This is a genomic window from Parafrankia sp. EAN1pec (assembly GCF_000018005.1).
Classification (GTDB): Bacteria; Actinomycetota; Actinomycetes; order Frankiales; family Frankiaceae; genus Parafrankia; species Parafrankia soli.
Genome location: NC_009921.1, coordinates 6,465,946 through 6,483,011, shown reverse-complemented (window position 1 = coordinate 6,483,011; position 17,066 = coordinate 6,465,946). Strand labels below are relative to the sequence as shown.

Sequence of the window (17,066 nt, the reverse complement as noted above, 5' to 3'; positions counted from 1 at the left end):
ATGGACGTTTGTTAAGTAGCCCTGGTCGATACTTTATTGCCTCCCCGGTTCGGGTGGAGAACCGTTGTCGTGGGCCGGTTCTCGACGGGTACAGGGGGAGGAGCCAGGTCGTGGTTGCAGCCGGGCGCACTTCGGGCAGCGCGTCGGTTCGCGCCGCGAAAGTTCTCGTCGCGGGCGCGGGGATAGGTGGGCTCGCGGCAGCACTGAGCCTGCAGGACGCCGGTTTCGACCGTGTCGTCGTTTTGGAAGCCTCACCTGAACTACGCCCGCTGGGTGCCGGGGTGAACCTGCTGCCCAACGCGGTACGTGAATTGGCCGCGCTCGGCCTTTATCACGATGTCGCGAGGCGGGCGGTGCGGACTGCGGAGATTCGATACCACAACCAGCACGGTGACCTGATCATGGCGGAGCCGCGTGGTCGGGCCGACGGCTACGACTGGCCGCAACTGTCGATCCGACGAGGTGAGCTCCAGCAGGTGCTTCTCGACGCGGTCCGCACCCGGCTCGGTGAATGCGCACTCGTCAGTGACTGCCGCGTGACCGGGGTGTCCAGCCGGTCCGGGGTGCACGTCGACGTCCTGCGCGGCGGTCAGCCCACCAGGCTTACCGCCGATCTGCTGGTCGGCGCGGACGGAATCCACTCCGCCGTTCGGCGGTCGCTCCTCGGCAACGACGGCGAACCGGTCTGGAACGGACAGGTCGTCTGGCGCGGCATGGCCTGGGCTCCGCCGGTGAGCCCGGCAAACAGCATGGTCATCATGGGTGATGGAGTCCGCAAGGCGGTGGTGTACGCGGTGACCCCGCCCCGCGGTGACGGGCATGTGCTGCTCAACTGGGCGGTCTCCCGTCGCTTCGACACCGCCGAGGTCGACCGCTCGGACTGGAACCGGCCGGTGCCGGCCGGGAAGTTCGCCCACGAGTTCGTGGGATGGCGTACCGGCGGGCACCTTCTGACCGACCTGTTCCAGGCCGCGAGCAGATGTTTCGAGTACCCGATGATCGATCGCGACCCGCTGCCCACCTGGAGCCGCGGGCAGGCCACACTGCTTGGCGACGCCGCGCACGCGATGCATCCCATGGGCTCCAACGCGACGACCCAGGCTGTGATCGACGCACGTGCCCTCGCCTACTTCATGGCACTGGAGCCGGATGTCGAACGTGCCCTGACAGCCTACGAACGACATCGGCGCCCGGTGGCCACGCAGGTCCAGATCGCCAATCGGGCGATGGGTCCGGAGGCGGTTATCGACCTGGTCGCCCGCCACGCACCAGAGGGATTCGCCACCGTCGACGACGTGCTGCCCACCGCCGAACTGCGCGCGATATGCGATCGATACGCCGAACTGGCCGCCTTCGACCGCGGCAGCGTCAACACCAGGTCTCCCTACGACACCCGACGGGCCCGTCTCGTGGGCGCAAACGGGTGATCTCCAGGCGGCGGGACAGCCTCCCGGGCCCCGCCGCGCCCCGACGATTCCCTGTCTGCCACGCGGATCACCGCAGAACTGGTCATCGCAGCGAGAGAGGCAACATGACCCGTACCGGAAGCCAGTATCTTGATTCCCTGCGCGACGGCCGTCAGGTGTGGCTTGACGGCGAACTCGTCAGGGACGTCACGAACCACCCGGCCTTCCAGAACACGGCGCGCTCGATCGCCGAACTCTACGATCTGACCCACGATCCGGGACTCGTCGACGTCCTGACCGTGCGCGGCGACGACGGAAGCACCAGAGAACACCGGGCGTACCGGATTCCGGAGAACTACGAGGACCTGGTCGCCGGCGCAAGGCGTACAAGGTCTGGGCCGAAGCGAGCTTCGGATACCTCGGGCGCTCGCCCGACTACATGGCCGGCGGCATCGCCGGGTTCCTGGCTGTCCCCGAGGTGTTCGCGGGCGAGTCCTTCGACGGCCGGCAGAACCTCGGTGCCTACCACCGCCGGATGGCCGGCGGCGACCTGTACCAGGCGTTCACCATCACGAACCCGCAGATCGACCGGACGAGGTCCGCCTCCGAGCAGGAGGAGGACGACCTCTACGTCCGGGCGGTGAAGGAGCTCGACGGCGGGATCGTGGTCCGTGGCGCCAAGATGACAGGCACCGCGGCGGTCTTCGGAAACGAGATCATCGTCGGCACCATCGAGCCGTTGCCCCCACAGGACGTGGACTACGCGCTGTCGTTCTCCGTGCCGATCGACACGCCGGGGCTGAAGCTCGTCTCTCGTGCCTCGTACGAGGCTTCGGCGCGAAGCGTGTTCGACAATCCGCTGTCCTCCCGGTTCGACGAGAACGACGCGTTACTGGTGTGCGACGACGTCTTCGTCCCCTGGGACCGCGTGCTGGTGTACCGGGACACCCGTGCCGCGCTGCTGCAGTGGTGGGGCACGGCGGCCTACGCGAACTTCGTGCATCAGGCGGCGACACGGTTCTGGACGAAGCTCGAGTTCCTGTCCGGGCTCGCCATCCTCATCGCGAAGGCGAACAACACCTATGAGCTGCCGCCGGTGCAGAACCAGATCGGGAAGATCCTCGGCTGGCTGACCGTCGCGAGGTCGATGGTCCTCGCCGCCGAGGCGCCTGGGAACCCGTACCGGGGGGCAGCGGGGTACGGATCAACAACGAGATCGCATCCGCACACCGGGCCATGGCCGGCGAGATCTACCCGAAGATCGTCCAGGAGATCAAGCTCCTTGCCGGTGGCGGGCTCATCCAGCTCCCCGCGTCCGGCCTCGACCTACGCCACCCCGAGATGGGCGGCCTGATCGCGAAGTACGTGCGTTCGCCGGGGCATCCCGCCGAACGGCGGATCAAGCTCCTGAAGCTCGCGTGGGATGCGCTCGGCTCGGAGTTCGCCGGCCGGCACGAGCAGTACGAACGCTTTTACCACGGCGCGCCGCACGTCTATTTTCCGATGATTCTGCGCGACAGCCGTCCGGAACTTCTTGAGCAGCTCGTCGAGAGGTGCATGCAGGGCTATGACCTTCCCGCCGAGCCGGCGCTGACGAGCTAGCCGAAACAGGTGATACCTTTTGAAAAAATCTGCCCGTAGCGCCCTGACGCTGCTCGCCGGCACCCAGTTCCTCCTTATTCTGGACACGGCGATCATAAATGTCGCGGCGCCGTCGATCGGGGACGAGTTCGACGTCTCGGCGGCGACTCTGTCCTGGGTGGCCAACGCCTATCTGGTGACGTTCGGCGGGCTGTTGCTGCTCAGTGGTCGTCTGGCGGACCTGTTCGGGCGCAGGCGGCTGTTCCTCACAGGTCTGGCCGTCCTGGTCGCCGCGTCGCTGACCGGCGCGGTGGCGCAGACGGCCTCGTGGCTGATCGCCGCCCGTGCGGTGCAGGGTGCCGGTGCGGCTCTGGCGGCGGCCGCGGCGTTCGCCCTGCTGCTCAGCCTGTTCCCAGACGGCCCCGACCGTCATCGGGCGCTGGGCGTGTTCGCGGCGATGGCCGGCGCGGGCGGCGCCGCGGGAACCGTGCTCGGCGGCGTGCTCACGAGCTGGTTGACCTGGCGGTCCACGTTCGGGTTGAACGTGGTCGCCGGCCTCGTGCTCGTCGGGTCGGCCCTTCGGGCGCTGGCGCCGGACACGCGTCCGTCGGCACGCCTCGGCTTCGACCTCGGTGGCGCGCTGTCCGTCACCTCGGGGCTCGCGCTGCTCGCCTACAGCCTGGTGAACACGGGGGTGGCCGGCTGGATCTCGCCGCGGACCCTCGTACCCGGCGCGACGGCGGTGGTTCTCCTGGCGGTCTTCGTCTGGCTGGAGGGCAGGGTGCGCGTTCCCCTGGTTCCGGCCGCGGTCGTGCGCAGGCCGGTCCTACGCCGGGCGAACCTCCTCTCTGCGCTCGGGCAGGTCGTGCTCTTTCCGATGTTCTTCCTCGTCAGTGTGTATCTGCAGGATGTTCTCGGTTACTCACCGGTCGCGGGCGGCAGCGCGCTGCTCCCGTTGTGCGTCGTGGTCATTCTGGTGGCTTCCAACGCGGACCGGCTGATCGGCGGCCTCGGGCTCCGGCCGGCGATGACCGCGGGCTATGTGCTCGTGGCCGTCGGCATGGCGTGGCTGTCGCTGCTGTCTCCCGATGGCTCGTTCACCGGGGACATCCTCCTGCCCAGCCTGATCCTCGGGGTCGGCCTTCCGCTGGTTGCCATCACCACGAACGTCGCGGCGACCGCGGACGCCGGGCCGGAGGAGATCGGCCTCGCCTCCGGGCTGATCAACACCAGCCAGCAGTTCGGCTCGGTCATCGGTCTGGCCGTGCTGAGCGGTATCGCCAGCGCGCGCGTCTCCGCCGAGGGCGGTCCGGACGATCCCGCGGCGCTCACCAGTGGATTCGCCGTCGCGTTCATCGTCGCCTCCGCCATCGCGCTGCTGTCCGCCCTCTACGCGGCGGTGCCACGGACGGCGAGACCACAGCAGGAGCCGACCTGGGAAAGGCCACCGGTGTCGATGGCCGCACCAGGCGACAGGGAGAGCTGAGCCCCCTGGGGGCGCATCACGACACAGCGACCGGTGCGTCCGCGGCCGCCGCCGGCCCACGACAGCACAGCGACGAAAGGGCGAGAAACCATGTCAGAGAACCGCACATATCTGGTGATCGGAGCGCGTGGCTTCCAGGGAGACGCCGTGGCCCGAGCCCTGCTCGCCGAGGGCCTCGATGTCCGCGGGTTCGCCCGGGGCTCTGGTGCACCGGTCCCCGGCGCACCAGAGCTTCCGACCGTTCTGGGCGACCTCGCCGAGCTCGACGACGTCCGCAAGGCCTTTGTCGGCGTCACGCACGCATCCGTGGTGCTGCCGCTGGTCTACGACGTGGACCTGGTCCAGACCTATGCGCGCAATGTGGCCGCCGCCGCGCGTGAGGCGGGCGTGACCCGACTGGTCTACAACACCAACACCCCATTGCCGGGGCAGGTCACCCCATACGCGGCCTATGAGACCCGCCGCGCCGCCGAGGCCGTGCTGGCGGACGGTGATCTGCCGACGGTCGTGCTGCGCCCGCCGGTGTACCTGGACAACCTGTTCAGCCCGTGGAACGGGCCCGCGCTGATCAACGACGGGGTGCTGGCCTATCCGCTGCCCGAGGGGTGCAGGGTCTCCTGGCTCTCGCACGCGGACCTGGCCACGGCCACCCTCGCGGCCCTGCACGGTGAGGGGCTCGAGGGAACGGTGCTGTCGTTGGGCGGCCCCGACACGGTGACGGGAGGAGAGCTGGCACAGGTGTTCGCCGCCGCGCTCGGCAGGGACGTCGCCTACGTTCCGCTGGAGGTGAACGACTTCGAGACGGGGCTGCGGACGGTGCTCGCCACGCCTGCCGCGGCAGGCGTGGCGGGAATCTACCGGTGGGCCTGCACCGGCGGTGACGCCGAGCTCTTCGTCGCCGACCACGACGAGGTCGAGCGTGTCCTGGGCGTCCGCCTCACCCCGATCAACGAGTGGGTCGCTGCCCAGCCCTGGAAAATATGGGCGGCCGCCCGCTCGAACGGCGCCGGGACGCCGGATCCGGTCAGAGCCGACCATGGCAGTTGAGCGTCCCGGGGAGAGGCGGGAGGGCTCGGTCACCGTCGAAGGACGGGAGAGCGCGGTTGCCGTCATCGGCATGGGCTGTGAGCTGCCGTCCGCCCGTGGTCCGCGGGAGCTGTGGCGTCTGCTGGCCGAGGCGCGCGACGCGGTCGGGCCGGCCCGGGCCGGGACCGGTCTGCGGCGGGCCGGGCACATCGACGGCGCCGGCTGTTCCGACCTGACCCGCTTCGGTATCGATCCCGACGAGGCGGCCCGGATGGATCCCCAGCAGCACGTGCTGCTGCGGGTCGTGCACGACGCCATCGCGGACGCCGGCCTCGACCCGGCCGGCATCGCCGGGAGCCCCACAGCCGTCTGTGTCGGGCAGTCCGCCTCGGACTTCTGGGATCTCCGGTCCCGGTCCGCCGGGCTCGACCTGGGTGACTTCGTGGGCTCCCACCAGCGCGGCCTTCTCTCCGGGCGGGTGAGTCACACGTTCGATCTCCGAGGGCCCTCCGTCACTGTGGACGCGGCGCAGGCGTCCTCCCTGGTGGCGGTCCACCTGGCCTGCCGCAGCCTGCGCGCGGGGGACGCGGAGCTGGCCCTTGCCGGCGGCGTCAGCCTGCTGTCGGGCCGGCAGGCCGGTGTCATGCTCGGTCGCGGCGGGGTGCTCTCCCCCGACGGGCGGTGCAAGTTCGGCGACGTGTCCGCCGACGGCTTCGTGCGGGCCGAGGGGGCCGGCGTGGTGCTGCTCAAGCCGCTGGCCCGCGCGCTGTTGGACGGCGACCGTGTGCGCGCCGTCATCGCCGGCAGCGCAGTCACCAATGACGGCCGGGACAAGGAGACGCTGCTGCACCCCTCGGAGAAGGGCCAGGCCGAAGCGATGCGTCGTGCCTACCTGGACGCCGGGATCGCGCCCGCCGAGGTCGACTATGTCGAGGCGCACGGCACCGGCACCCGGATCGACGTGGCGGAGCTGCGCGCGCTCACCGCCGTGCTGGGGCAGGGGCGCCCGGCCGGCCGACCCTGCCTGGTCGGCTCGCTCAAGTCCAACATTGGCCACGCCGAGGCCGCGGGCGGCGTCGCCGGGCTCATCAAGACCGTGCTGTGCCTGGAGCACGGCGCCGTTCCCGCCAGCCTCCACTTCACCACCCCCCACCCGGCGGTCGACTGGGACCGTGTTCCCCTCGCCGTGCCGACCGTCCTGACCAGGCTGCCGGACCGGGGAACGCCCGTCGTCGCGGCGGTCAACGGCCAGGGTGTTTCCTCGACCAACGTTCACGTGGTACTCACGACGACCCCGGAAAAAAGGGCGCCCGGCGGGCGACCGTAATCCGGGCGTCGGCAGGTGCGGGCCTTTCCATGCCACTTTCCTGGCTCGCCTCGCTGCTGTTCCCCAGAACATCCTGGAGGCAACGATGTTTTTCCGTGGCTCCTTACTTCATGGAAACGACATACAGATCGAGCATGTACGCGCCATTGATCCGCTCGGTGCCGACGAGGTGTGTGGCCGGCTTCCTGAGATGAACCGGCGTGCCGACGTCACGAGCCTGGTCGGATCGCTGCGCGACCTCCTGCCGGACGCACGCGGACTGGCGGACCTCGACATGGACGACTGCCTGGCGGCCATGCCGGACGTCGGCCTCTTCCTCGGATCGATCAAGCGGCACGGCCACGAACCGGTCGGGCTGGTCCCCGAGGTGGGCCCGCTCCTGGTCGAACTCGGCAACAGGACCGATCTCGTCCCCAGGGACATCGTGCATCACTACTGCACCTGGAACCCGCTCGGCGAGCGGCAGCGCATGGCCCTCCGGCGGTGCCTACGTGCTCGACCAGATCTGGCGGCGGCTCGGCGTCGAGAAGATCCTGACCGGGCTCGCCTCCGCGAGCCGGCGAGCATCGTCGGTATCGTGCGGGCCTTGGACAAGGGCGACCTGTGTGGCGCCGCGGTAGGCGGCGCGGCCAGCGTGCGGGTCGGCGACGAATGTGATGATCGGCGCTATGGCGTCGTCTGGCCGTTGCCCGGCGACGGCCCCCAGAAGGACGGAGGCGATCTTCATTGCTCGTCCGACGTCGCCGGCGAGGCTGGTCCTGACCAGCCGCCTGGGTCCCCACGTGATGTAGGCGAGCGCCGGGTTGTCACTGGTCACGAGAATGCCGAGCAGCTCGTTGGCCCGCCGCTGCTGGGCATTGGATCGGGCGAAGCTGAAGCGCTGCGCGGATTCGAGATCATCGAAATCGATCGCCCCGGCTTTCGCGCCCGGCACCGACGTGTTCACGACCGTCGGACGATCACTTTCCGCGAGCAGTGACGCCAGCCCGGTGAGCAGGATGTACTTGGAGACGAAGAAGAGCACCCACGATGCTTCGTGCCCCTCCGCGGTTTCGTGGCGCTTCTGGCGGATGAACGACGCGGCCAGCACGAGTACGTCGATGCGCTCGTGGGACGCCCATATCTGCTCGACCACCCGTTCACTCTCGGCGACGAGCGAAAGATCAGCCGCGAGGAACGACGCGCGACCGGTCGCGGCCACACCGTCAGCAGCCAACGAGGAGAGCAGCGCCTCGAACTTGGCTCGGTTGCGGCCCACCACGACGACCCGGTTGCCCTCCCGCAGGTAGTGACGCGCGAGTGCCGCCCCCATCCCGTCGGTTCCTCCAGTGATCACGACCGTTTTCATTGCCACTCCCACCACTTCGGAACGCGCGTTCCGTTTTGGGGAAGATAGCACATCGGAACATGCGTTCCGATCGGCGGGGCGGGCCGCTAGGCTTGTCGTCGTGGAGCGCACGCAGGGCCCGCGGCGCGACGTGGTCGCCAACCGGGCCCGTATCGTCGAGGCGGCCACGACGATGTTGCGGGAGTGCGGCCTGAACGTCGACATGCGCGCCATCGCCAAGGAAGCGGGAGTGGGTGTCGGCACGCTCTACCGGCACTTCCCGACACGCCAGGACCTGGTGCACGAGGTCACCGGTACCGATCTGGCCGGCCTCGCGACGTCCGGCCTCCCGCCGGATCAGCCCGCGATCGACGCCCTCCGGGCGTTCTTCACCACGGCGCTGATGCCTCTGGTCCGCAACCGGGCGGCGGTCGACCTGCTCGCGAACGCCGAACCCTCAGGCGCCGACCTGCAGCGGTGCCTCGCCCACCTGACCGGCGTCGGACACGACGCCGTCGAACGCTCCCGAACCGACCACACCCTCGCCGACGACATCACGGCCACCGACATCGCCTACCAGTTCCTCGGCCTCGTGCGGATACTCCAACTCCTCCCACATCCGGACACCGCGAACATCGAGCACTATGTCGAACTCGCCCTCCGAGCGCTGCGGCGATGTTCTTGAGCCCCTCCACCCACCAGCTGCCCGCTCGCTGGCGCCGGCCTACCGCTGCCCACCACCGCGGCCGCGCTCACCGGACGACCCCTCAACGCCGTGGACGAAGGCAGCGCGGGCGGACCGCAGCAAATCCTCCGAGTCACGCTGGTGGGCCACGGTGAGGCCGGCCGAGATACCCCGTCGCGCCGCATGGGCCGACGCGGGTGGCAGGCCATCTATGTCGAGGTGGGCGCGGTACACCGCGCCGGCCACCGCGCGGAGAACGGCGACACTGACCGCGCTGCCGAGCTGGCGCAGCGCCATGATGAGCGCCGAGCCGGCGCCGCCGCACAGACGCACCTCGGCCGGGGGCTCCGGGCGATCCTCACACACGTACTGATCTTCCACTGGAACCGGCTCGGCCTGTCCGCCACCAGCCAGGCCGTCCTCGCCCACGCGGCTGCCGCAGCCCTTCTGCCACGGGACTGACGGACCATGAATGCGTGGAAGCAGTACGTGCACCCAACCAGCACTAATGCGAACCTGAACCTGCAGGTCAACGGTCCGACTGTGTCCATCGAAGGTGCCCACGCGAAGATCCGCCGGGCGGGCTACGCCGGCAACGCGAACGCCAGGAAGATCGGATAGCGGTTGATCGGCGCGATGACGGCATGGAACCGCATACGACCCTGGTGGTATCGGCACTGATACCATCGGGTCGTGGCGATGACACTGCGCTTGACCGACGATGAGACGGAAGCACTGCGCCTGCGCTCGGAGCTGGAACGACGGTCGATGCAGGAGATCGCCCGGCAGGCGATCCGGGAGTACATCGAGGCTCACAGCCGGGCGGAGCTGCTGGATCAAGTGTTGGACGAGGAGCTTCCGCGGTACGCCGAGGCGCTCCGTCGGCTCGGCGAATGATCTATCTGACGCTTCGTGAACTGCTGTACGTCGCCGAGCGGGCCATCGGCTCTGAACCGGTGGTCAGGGACCATGGCCTGCTCGAATCCGCTCTCGCTCGTCCGCGGGCGACGGTGTTCGGGCGTGACGCCTACCCTGCTCTCGATGGGAAGGCTGCCGCGCTCCTGCATTCGCTCGCCCGTAACCATGCCCTCGTCGACGGGAACAAGCGACTTGCCCTTGCTGGCCTGATCGCCTTCTACGGCCTCAACGGCCGCCGTCTGACGCTGACCAACGACGACGCCTACGACCTCGTCATGAGCATCGCGTCCGGTGCCTGCGACTCCGTCGAGGACATCACCAAGATCCTCGAAAGGGCGACCCGGGCCCGTCAATCGTGATCACGGTGCGTGCCGCCGCATCAGGCTCCGTTCCTGCCCGCGGCAACGGGGGACCGCGCCCAGGCCGCGACCGGCGCTGGCCATGGCTGCGGATGGACGCCGTGCCAGCCCCGGCGGCGTTCCTCGGTCCCGTCCGGCGTGGCGATTGCCAGCCGTGACCGTGGCGGGAGCCTCCGGTCTGGTGGGATGGGAAGGTGACCAGGAGCGATGACCTGACGGTACTGGTGGGCGCGCTGCGTCGGGATCGGCGTCGTGACCCGCGCGCGGGTCGGCGTGAGTACTCCCAGGCCGCGCTGGAGCTGGCCGATCGTTGTGAGCGGCTGCTGGCGGCGGGGAGCGCGAGTGCCGTGGCACCGGTGCTGCGCAAGGCGGTGGACCGGATGACCGGCGCGTTGATGTACATGGACGACTCGTCGGGGATCGTCGGCACGGACCTGCGCCACATGATGACCTTGTATGCCCATGCCTGCGCGGACGCCCCGCCGGATCCGACGGGGCTCGCGAGATGGTTGGCGGCGCTGTCGTTCGACGGGCCGGGCTGGCCGGAGATCCGGCTGGTCGAGTTCGTGCCCGCCCTGGGCTCCCAGGGCCTGGCCGCGCTGAATGCAGAAGTCGAACGGCGTGCCGCCACCGCTGAACCGGGGTCCTGGGGCCAGCTTGTCGCGGCCCGTGACCTGCGGGAACAGCTTGCCCAGGTCTCCGGCGACGTTGATCGACATGTCGCTGTCCTTGCCGAGAACCTCAACAGCGCCAGCCAGTACCAGCGGATCGTCGTGGCCCTGCGGGACGCTGGCCGTCCCGCCGAGGCGATCGACTGGGCCCACCGCGGTCTGGCCGACCATGACGGTGGGCCGCAGGCGGATCGTCTCCGTGACCTGCTGGTCGACCTGGAGATCGACGCCGGTGACCTGGCTGCCGCTGTTGTCATACGTAGGGACGACTTCGAACGTCGGCCCACGGCGAACGCCTACCGGGCGTTGCTCGACACCGGCCGGCGATGTGCGGCGGACACCGGACTCGCCGCGTGGGCGACGGCTGTTCTGCGCGCCCGGGTGGCCCGGCAATCGGCCTACGCCGACGACCTGGTCGCCGTCCTGCTCGCCGAAGGCGAGACCGACCAGGCGTGGGAGGCCGGTCTCCACCACGCCGAGGTGCTCTCCGATCGAAGGCTTGTCGAGCTCCTGGAGCTCCGGCGGACGAGCCATCCGGGCGATGTGCTGGCGCCCTACCGTGAGCTGATCGAAACCCGCGTCCTCGCCGCGGCGGACAAACGCCGCTACCGGACCGCGATCAGCCTGCTCCGTGACCTCCGCGAGACCCACCTCGCCATCGGCGACGCCGCCGGGTTCAGCGCCTACATCGACCATCTGCGTGCCGAACACAGGCGCCGGCCCACCTTCATCGCCCACCTCGATGCGGCCGGCCTGTAACCACGCGTCCCTTCGATCCGGCGGCCTGGTGATGTACGCGTCCGCCCTGGATGGCTCGATCTTTGCGGTCCCGGCGTCCGGTGTAGCTGATGGATGCGGTTGGATGGCGTCTGTGGCTGTGTCCGTGAATGTGGATGCGCTGTTCGAGGAAGCCGGCTCGCAGAGAACGAAGGCCGGTCGCGAGTATGCCGCCCGGGGGCGGGTCGGTGGGCTCGCCGTCGTGGACGGCGCGCTCCGCGCGACTGTCACCGAGCACGAAAGCGGCCGGACGAACATTCGTGTCGAGGTCACCGGCCGGGATCTGATCATCGACTGCGATCAGCATGGCACCGCGGCTGCCAGCGGGGTGTGTGAGCATGCCGTGGCGGTGATCCTCGCCGCGCGTGCCGCCGGGATTGCCTGGCCGGTCACCTCGGCGCCCTCCGCTTACGGGCCTGCCGCCGGCAAAGAGGAACGCCTCCTTGAGAAGGCCGCGGTGGCGCTAACCCGGGCGGAGCTGACTCAGCTCGTCGTGGCTCGGGCTCTCGAGGACCGGCTGTTCGCGGCCAGGCTGCTCAGACAGGCCGGCCGGCTCGAGCCGGCGGATCCCGCGGAACTGGTGCGGGTTCGCCGGCTTGTGCGGGAGGCCGGTGCGATCCCGGACAGCAATCCGCGATGGGATCTGCACCATCTGGTCGAAGCGGGCCGAGCGATGCTGGCGGAACTGGAGATTGTCGCGGTCCGGCCGCCGACCGCGGAGTTCCTCGACGTCGTCGAGGAGGCGGTCAGGGTCTGGGATCGGCTGGCTGGCCATCTTCATGATGCATGGGACGTGTACGAGACCGAACCGGGTGAGATCGGCGAGCCTCTCGCCGCGCTGCACCTGCGGCTGTGCGAGGACCTGCGCCCCGATCCTGTCGACCTCGGCCGTCGGCTTGCCGCCCTGGTCAGCTCCGCCGAAGTCGACTCCTACCTGCACGCGCCGGAGGGCTACGCGGACATCCTCGGCGACGAGGGACTCTCCGTCTACGACACCGCCTGTCACGGCTGAATCACACCCTCGACCGTTCGCGTTCACGCCACTCGCCGCCAGGGGATGTAGCCCTACAAAGGCCACATCCTGCACCCGACGTCACGATCGGCCAACGACAAGCGTGCTGGCAGATACCGATCTTGCATGGACCTGGCGGGATACCGACGTCAGCCCACCGCAGGCTGAGATTCGTCCTTGTCTCGCGCGCCACTCGGATCATCGCGCCGGAACACGTCCTTCAGGTGGAGCACCACGGCGGCGCCGAGCACCCACAGCGGGAGGATCACCAGGGCGCGGGACAAACCGTCGTTCTGGAACCGGGACAGCCCCTGCATTGCGCGGACGCCCACCCCGACGGGCAGGATCTCAGACAGCGGGCGTAGCCAAGCAGGAAGGTAAGCCGGTGGCATGATCCCGCCGCTGCTGGCGTTGCCAAGGATCAGCAGGAGTATCGAGGCGAGACTGACGCCTGCGGAGCCGAACAGCCGCAGCAGCACCATGGTCGTGGCGCCGACCGCGGCGCCCATCAGCGCGACGATGATGGCGAGGGGCAGGAAGGGGCCGGGTAGCGCACCGAAGCCCGCGCTCCCGGCGATGGCGGCGACGAGGACGCCGCCGACAACTCCGAACAAGGCCAGGCTGGCCATACGCCAGCGGTACTGGAGCCGGGGTGCGACCTGGTAGGTCGTCATGCCGAAAAGGTAGCCGGCGAGCACCAGGCCGAAGGCTGTGTAGAAGACGGACAGCCCCCGAGTGTCCCCCGCTGCTGCCGGGGCAACGTCCTCGACAGAAAGGTGATCGTGCTCCGCGCGGGCCACGGAACCGAAAGCAGTGGTCATAGTTGCGGTGACGGCGGCTCCATTGGCGCTGCCGTAGAGCAACCTCCCCCCGCCGAGGTAGGCCGCGTACACGAACCTGTGCTGGACGGCCTGCCGGGCGGTGGATTCGTCGGGGTAGGTCTCGAGCGTGAAGCCGCCGGGGATGGCGCGCGCGAGATCCCGGCGCAGGTCCACCTGATGCGTGCCGATCATCGTTGTGCCCACGCGGAGCTGATGGGGGCGCGGCGCGTGGAAGGCAGCGAGATAGACACTGACGAACACGGTGCCGATCAGCAGGACGATCGCTACCGGAAGCAAGACGGCCCGCGAGGTTCCAGGGCGGGGAGGCGGATGGGCCACGTCCAGGATGTGGTCGTGGGGCTGTCGGGTGGGGACTCGCTGGGACATCGAAGGCAGGTTCCTAGAGGAGAAGTCAACTGATAGTTGGCGTGGGAAGGTGCCACACGCGAACAGACGCTCATCGACACCCTGGCTGCCGAGGCCAGCGCGGTCGTCGTCGCCCTGAACGATCTCGAACGCGAGGGTCAGCACCGTCGAAGGCGCCATCGCGAGGTCGAACGCGACGCCTTCGCCAACCTCACTGGCGAGCGGATCGACCAACTGCGTGCCTTGCTCGACGCGAATGACGGGAGTGGCCCGGGATGCGCAGGGCGGCGGCTTCACGCGGGTCGCAGTGCGTCCAATTGCTGTTCGAACGGTACGACGGCGGTGTCGTTGGTGGTTCGGGCGGCATCGCCCGCGCGTTGGCGCATGAGCCCGGCGAGTTCGCCGGCCGCACGCACGATCCGGTTGGGCAGCGTGTCGGTAAGGGGATCGCCGCTGCCGCCCCAGTCCTCGGAGGCCGCGTACACCGCGGTGGGCACGACAAGCGCGCGAAGGTAGGCGAAGAGCGGACGCAGCGCGTGCTCCAGGGTGAGCGAGTGTCGTGCCGTCCCGCCGGTCGCCGCAGCCAGCACGGCCTTTCCGGTGAGGGCGTCATTATCGATGACGTCGAAGAACGACTTGAAGAGCCCACTGTACGAGGCCGAGAAGACCGGGGTGACGGCGATCAGACCGTCCGTCGAGGTGACCGCCTCCACGGCTTCCGCCAGGGCAGCCGAGGGGAAGCCGGTGACCAGGTTGTTGGCGATGTCGACGGCCAGGTCGCGCTGTTCGAGGACGGTCTTCAGTGGCAGGCCGGCCATATCGATGTTGAACAGCTGGCGCTGGTAGTCGCCGAAGTGGTCGCGGAAGGTCAGCGTCTTGTCGATGACTTCCTGCGGGCTGCCGACGGTGAGCGAGGTCTGCTCCATGCACCGCTCCATCGACGGGCCGTGGCCGTAGACGGGGGAGTTGTCGAAGTAGGGGCGGTACTCGCGTACCGCGTCCTGGGAGTTCCTGCGCAGGAAGACGTGGCCACCGAGCCCGACGATGGCCTGTTCCTCGGTGCCGTGACCGTAGTGGGCGTAGCGCTCGCGGTAGAGATTGATCAGCTTCTGGAAGTGCTCCTTGGGCCCGAAGAGGTTGTTCGCGAAGAAACCGTCGCCGTAGTAGGCGGCCTGTTCGGCGATCTCGGGGCTGCGGACGGAGCCGTGCCAGACGAACGGCGGGATGCCGTCCAGCGGCCGCGGCGTTGAGGTGAACCCCCGGAGGGGGGTGCGGAAGCGGCCCTGCCAGTCGACGACCTCCTCGTGCCACAGCTGGTGCAGCAGCGCGTAGTTCTCGATGGCGAGCGGGATGCCCTGGCGGACATCCTTGCCGAACCAGGGGTAAACCGGACCGGTGTTGCCGCGGCCCATCATAAGGTCCACGCGTCCGTCGGCGAGATGCTGGAGCACCGCGTAGTCCTCGGCGATCTTCACTGGGTCGTTGGTGGTGATCAGCGTGGTCGACGTCGACAGGACGATCCGGCCGGTCCGCGCGGCGATGTGGCTGAGCAGGGTGGTCGGCGAGGAGGAGACGAACGGCTGGTTGTGGTGCTCGCCGGTCGCGAAGACATCGAAGCCGACCTCTTCGGCCTTGACCGCGGTCGCGACCATCGACTTGATCCGCTCGTGCTCGGTCGGTGTCCGGCCCGTGGTGGGGTCGGCCTTGACATCACCGATGCTGAAAACGCCGAACTGCACTGCGCCTCCCGGGCAAGAGACAAAGGCTGTGGGGAGCTGGGTCGTGTGCGAGCTCGTGAGGTGCCGTCCCACGCGGCTGTGTGGGACGGCGGAGCCGCGTCGAATCCCTGGGTGGACCCTCGGGGTGCGGGGTGCGGGGTGGGCCGGGCTCACCCCGCACCTCTTCGATCGCAAAATCCCTGGTCAGGACGGGTCCTTGATCCTGCGCTGTGGGTTAGTTCTGGGGGAGGAGTTCCATGAGGATAGAGATGATCTTGCTGCCGCGGTCGGTGGTCCAGTTCTCGGCGAGTTCGGCGAGGAGCTGGTTGGTGGAGGTGATGGTGGCGCCGGCCTTGTCCATGCGGTGGATGGCGGTGTCGTCGGCGATCTTGGCAGGGGAGCCGCCGGCGTCGGCGACGACCTGGACCCGGTGGCCCTGGGCGAGGGCGGTGAGGGTGGGGAAGACGGTGCAGACATCGTTGGTGACGCCGGCGATGATCAGGTTGTTGCGGCCGGTGGCCTTGACGGCGGCGGCGAAGTGCTCGTCGTCGAAGGCGTTGACGACGCCATGGCGCTGGATGCGGGCGGCGAACTCCTCGGGCGCGATGTCCGCGAGTTCGGCGAGCAGGGGTCCCTGGGCATACTCCTCCATGGAGGAAGTGAGGACCAGGGGGATGTCCAGGGCCTTGGCGGCCTTGGCGAGGGCGAGGGCGTTGGCCTTCATCTCGCCGAAGGAGATGGAGCCGACCCATCCCATGGTGCCGACCTGGTGGTCGATGAGGAGCATGGCGGTGTTGTCGGCGGTGAAGGGCTGTGCGGTCATGAGGGGCCTCTTCCGGGGTGTGGGGACAGCTGTGCTGGTTGTGGTGCGGATCGGCCGGGGATCCCGATGAACGACATTACTTTGTCGGCCAATCTTCACGGTCAGCGCACCTCACCCCGGATCTATTCCCCAGCGGCACGACAGCCAGGCCCCGACCCAACCACCCCCCACACCCCCTCGCCCGGCGGGGGTCGGCGGCGCCCGGCGGGGGGCGGCCCGGCGGCTCCTATCCGTCGCCCATGCCCTCGAGATGCTGCTGGTGGCGCTGCCAAGGCGAGCCCGAACGGCGCGTTGCTCGATGCGCCGCAGCCACATAAGCGGGCCGTTGGGCATGTCAGCAGGCCGAAGCGCTCCCTGGGGCAGACCGTTGAGGTTTGTAGACCTTGCGGAGCGTGCCTGGGTCACGGCCGGCCCGTGCCGCACGGCCGCCCGATAGCAGGTCGATGCTGGCGGCGGCCTTTGCCGGCATCGCCGGCGGACGCAGTGGCAGACGAAGCGCTCACCTTCCGTCGTGAGCCGAGTCCGTGCCGCTGCGGCGCAGCGCGCCGAGCTGCGTCTCTTCCGCGTCCTTGCGGGCGATCCGCAGTCGCTGGCGCTCAAGCCAAGAGTATTCCATTAGCCGACCAATGAGTGAGATGATTTCCTGGCCGGACCGCCAGGGACGTGACCTGTCCGTGAGGAGGATCGACAGCCATGCCACGGGAATCTGTTTCGGTGGAGGGGAGAGCGGAGGGGAGAGATGAAGCGGTACCGACCGTCGCCG

General features: G+C 68.9%; 17 protein-coding genes and 3 pseudogenes. 15 read left to right on the top strand and 5 right to left on the bottom strand.

What is annotated here, in order from left to right; translation table 11 throughout:
- The first annotated feature begins 110 nt into the window (after window positions 1–110).
- The 9 genes and pseudogenes from FRANEAN1_RS26525 to FRANEAN1_RS39600 all read left to right on the top strand — a co-directional run.
- Window positions 111–1,427, top strand: coding sequence for a flavin-dependent oxidoreductase (locus FRANEAN1_RS26525; protein WP_020462842.1), 1,317 nt, complete (start codon window positions 111–113; stop codon window positions 1,425–1,427).
- Window positions 1,325–1,738: pseudogene (locus tag FRANEAN1_RS44070) on the top strand (4-hydroxyphenylacetate 3-hydroxylase N-terminal domain-containing protein); the annotation flags it as partial. The gene FRANEAN1_RS26525 and the pseudogene FRANEAN1_RS44070, both read left to right, overlap by 103 nt.
- A 98-nt stretch (window positions 1,739–1,836) precedes the next feature.
- Window positions 1,837–2,283 (top strand): annotated as a pseudogene (locus tag FRANEAN1_RS42540) (4-hydroxyphenylacetate 3-hydroxylase N-terminal domain-containing protein); the annotation flags it as partial.
- Between the two features lie 18 nt (window positions 2,284–2,301).
- On the top strand, window positions 2,302–2,760 hold the full coding sequence (locus FRANEAN1_RS44065) for a 4-hydroxyphenylacetate 3-hydroxylase C-terminal domain-containing protein (RefSeq protein WP_347177259.1): 459 nt from the start codon (window positions 2,302–2,304) through the stop codon (window positions 2,758–2,760).
- On the top strand, window positions 2,643–3,008 hold the full coding sequence (locus FRANEAN1_RS42535; protein ID WP_347176767.1) for a 4-hydroxyphenylacetate 3-hydroxylase C-terminal domain-containing protein: 366 nt from the start codon (window positions 2,643–2,645) through the stop codon (window positions 3,006–3,008). The genes FRANEAN1_RS44065 and FRANEAN1_RS42535 overlap by 118 nt, the downstream gene beginning before the upstream one ends.
- A 19-nt stretch (window positions 3,009–3,027) precedes the next feature.
- A complete protein-coding gene (locus tag FRANEAN1_RS26515; RefSeq protein WP_020462841.1) occupies window positions 3,028–4,473 on the top strand; it encodes an MFS transporter in 1,446 nt (481 codons plus the stop codon).
- A 90-nt stretch (window positions 4,474–4,563) separates the two neighbouring features.
- Window positions 4,564–5,520 carry an NAD(P)H-binding protein gene (locus tag FRANEAN1_RS26510; protein ID WP_020462840.1) on the top strand — a complete coding sequence of 319 codons (957 nt, stop codon included), beginning with the start codon at window positions 4,564–4,566 and terminating at the stop codon, window positions 5,518–5,520.
- Window positions 5,510–6,826 (top strand): polyketide synthase, encoded by a 1,317-nt coding sequence (locus FRANEAN1_RS26505; protein ID WP_020462839.1) that lies wholly within the window; start codon window positions 5,510–5,512, stop codon window positions 6,824–6,826. Before FRANEAN1_RS26510 ends, FRANEAN1_RS26505 begins: the two co-directional genes overlap by 11 nt.
- 85 nt (window positions 6,827–6,911) lie before the next feature.
- Window positions 6,912–7,217 (top strand): annotated as a pseudogene (locus tag FRANEAN1_RS39600) (monodechloroaminopyrrolnitrin synthase PrnB family protein); the annotation flags it as partial.
- Between the two features lie 96 nt (window positions 7,218–7,313).
- Here FRANEAN1_RS39600 and FRANEAN1_RS26495 read toward each other — a convergent pair.
- Window positions 7,314–8,285, bottom strand: coding sequence for an SDR family NAD(P)-dependent oxidoreductase (locus FRANEAN1_RS26495; protein WP_198145375.1), 972 nt, complete (start codon window positions 8,283–8,285; stop codon window positions 7,314–7,316).
- Here FRANEAN1_RS26495 and FRANEAN1_RS37470 point away from each other — a divergent pair.
- The gene (locus tag FRANEAN1_RS37470) at window positions 8,275–8,838 is read left to right on the top strand and encodes a TetR/AcrR family transcriptional regulator (protein WP_020462837.1); all 564 of its coding nucleotides are present in this window, start codon (window positions 8,275–8,277) and stop codon (window positions 8,836–8,838) included. The two genes, FRANEAN1_RS26495 and FRANEAN1_RS37470, sit on opposite strands and share 11 nt — an antisense overlap.
- A 39-nt stretch (window positions 8,839–8,877) precedes the next feature.
- Here the strand turns inward: FRANEAN1_RS37470 and FRANEAN1_RS42530 are convergent, their stop codons facing one another.
- Window positions 8,878–9,204 (bottom strand): hypothetical protein, encoded by a 327-nt coding sequence (locus FRANEAN1_RS42530; RefSeq protein ID WP_198145711.1) that lies wholly within the window; start codon window positions 9,202–9,204, stop codon window positions 8,878–8,880.
- 102 nt (window positions 9,205–9,306) lie between these two features.
- Between FRANEAN1_RS42530 and FRANEAN1_RS41555 the strand changes: the two genes are divergently transcribed.
- The 5 genes from FRANEAN1_RS41555 to FRANEAN1_RS37465 all read left to right on the top strand — a co-directional run bounded on the left by FRANEAN1_RS41555 (window position 9,307) and on the right by FRANEAN1_RS37465 (window position 12,575).
- The gene (locus FRANEAN1_RS41555; RefSeq protein WP_157472808.1) at window positions 9,307–9,459 is read left to right on the top strand and encodes a hypothetical protein; all 153 of its coding nucleotides are present in this window, start codon (window positions 9,307–9,309) and stop codon (window positions 9,457–9,459) included.
- A gap of 78 nt (window positions 9,460–9,537) precedes the next feature.
- Window positions 9,538–9,735: a ribbon-helix-helix protein, CopG family gene (locus FRANEAN1_RS26480; protein ID WP_020462835.1), complete on the top strand. Its 198-nt coding sequence runs from the start codon at window positions 9,538–9,540 to the stop codon at window positions 9,733–9,735.
- Window positions 9,732–10,115: a type II toxin-antitoxin system death-on-curing family toxin gene (locus FRANEAN1_RS26475; protein WP_020462834.1), complete on the top strand. Its 384-nt coding sequence runs from the start codon at window positions 9,732–9,734 to the stop codon at window positions 10,113–10,115. Before FRANEAN1_RS26480 ends, FRANEAN1_RS26475 begins: the two co-directional genes overlap by 4 nt.
- Before the next feature lie 194 nt (window positions 10,116–10,309).
- Window positions 10,310–11,545 (top strand): hypothetical protein, encoded by a 1,236-nt coding sequence (locus tag FRANEAN1_RS26470; protein WP_020462833.1) that lies wholly within the window; start codon window positions 10,310–10,312, stop codon window positions 11,543–11,545.
- Between the two features lie 103 nt (window positions 11,546–11,648).
- On the top strand, window positions 11,649–12,575 hold the full coding sequence (locus tag FRANEAN1_RS37465; RefSeq protein WP_049795766.1) for a hypothetical protein: 927 nt from the start codon (window positions 11,649–11,651) through the stop codon (window positions 12,573–12,575).
- 149 nt (window positions 12,576–12,724) lie between these two features.
- Here FRANEAN1_RS37465 and FRANEAN1_RS26460 read toward each other — a convergent pair whose 3' ends face one another.
- The 3 genes from FRANEAN1_RS26460 to FRANEAN1_RS26450 form a co-directional block, all read right to left on the bottom strand.
- On the bottom strand, window positions 12,725–13,996 hold the full coding sequence (locus FRANEAN1_RS26460) for an ABC transporter permease (RefSeq protein ID WP_198145374.1): 1,272 nt from the start codon (window positions 13,994–13,996) through the stop codon (window positions 12,725–12,727).
- Between the two features lie 59 nt (window positions 13,997–14,055).
- Window positions 14,056–15,501 (bottom strand): CE1758 family FMN-dependent luciferase-like monooxygenase, encoded by a 1,446-nt coding sequence (locus FRANEAN1_RS26455; RefSeq protein WP_020462830.1) that lies wholly within the window; start codon window positions 15,499–15,501, stop codon window positions 14,056–14,058.
- Window positions 15,502–15,715: 214 nt separating this feature from the next.
- Window positions 15,716–16,303, bottom strand: a complete 588-nt coding sequence (locus FRANEAN1_RS26450) for an isochorismatase family protein (protein ID WP_041254831.1) — start codon at window positions 16,301–16,303, stop codon at window positions 15,716–15,718.
- Between the last annotated feature and the right edge of the window lie 763 nt (window positions 16,304–17,066).

Bases quoted from the DNA above. Each gene is read 5' to 3' on its own strand.
- FRANEAN1_RS42535 (WP_347176767.1), top strand. From the start codon at position 2,643: ATGGCCGGCGAGATCTACCCGAAGATCGTCCAGGAGATCAAGCTCCTT.
- FRANEAN1_RS26510 (WP_020462840.1), top strand. From the start codon at position 4,564: ATGTCAGAGAACCGCACATATCTGGTGATCGGAGCGCGTGGCTTCCAG.
- FRANEAN1_RS26505 (WP_020462839.1), top strand. From the start codon at position 5,510: ATGGCAGTTGAGCGTCCCGGGGAGAGGCGGGAGGGCTCGGTCACCGTC.
- FRANEAN1_RS41555 (WP_157472808.1), top strand. From the start codon at position 9,307: ATGAATGCGTGGAAGCAGTACGTGCACCCAACCAGCACTAATGCGAAC.
- FRANEAN1_RS26480 (WP_020462835.1), top strand. From the start codon at position 9,538: ATGACACTGCGCTTGACCGACGATGAGACGGAAGCACTGCGCCTGCGC.
- FRANEAN1_RS26475 (WP_020462834.1), top strand. From the start codon at position 9,732: ATGATCTATCTGACGCTTCGTGAACTGCTGTACGTCGCCGAGCGGGCC.
- FRANEAN1_RS37465 (WP_049795766.1), top strand. From the start codon at position 11,649: ATGGCGTCTGTGGCTGTGTCCGTGAATGTGGATGCGCTGTTCGAGGAA.
- FRANEAN1_RS26450 (WP_041254831.1), bottom strand. From the start codon at position 16,303: ATGACCGCACAGCCCTTCACCGCCGACAACACCGCCATGCTCCTCATC.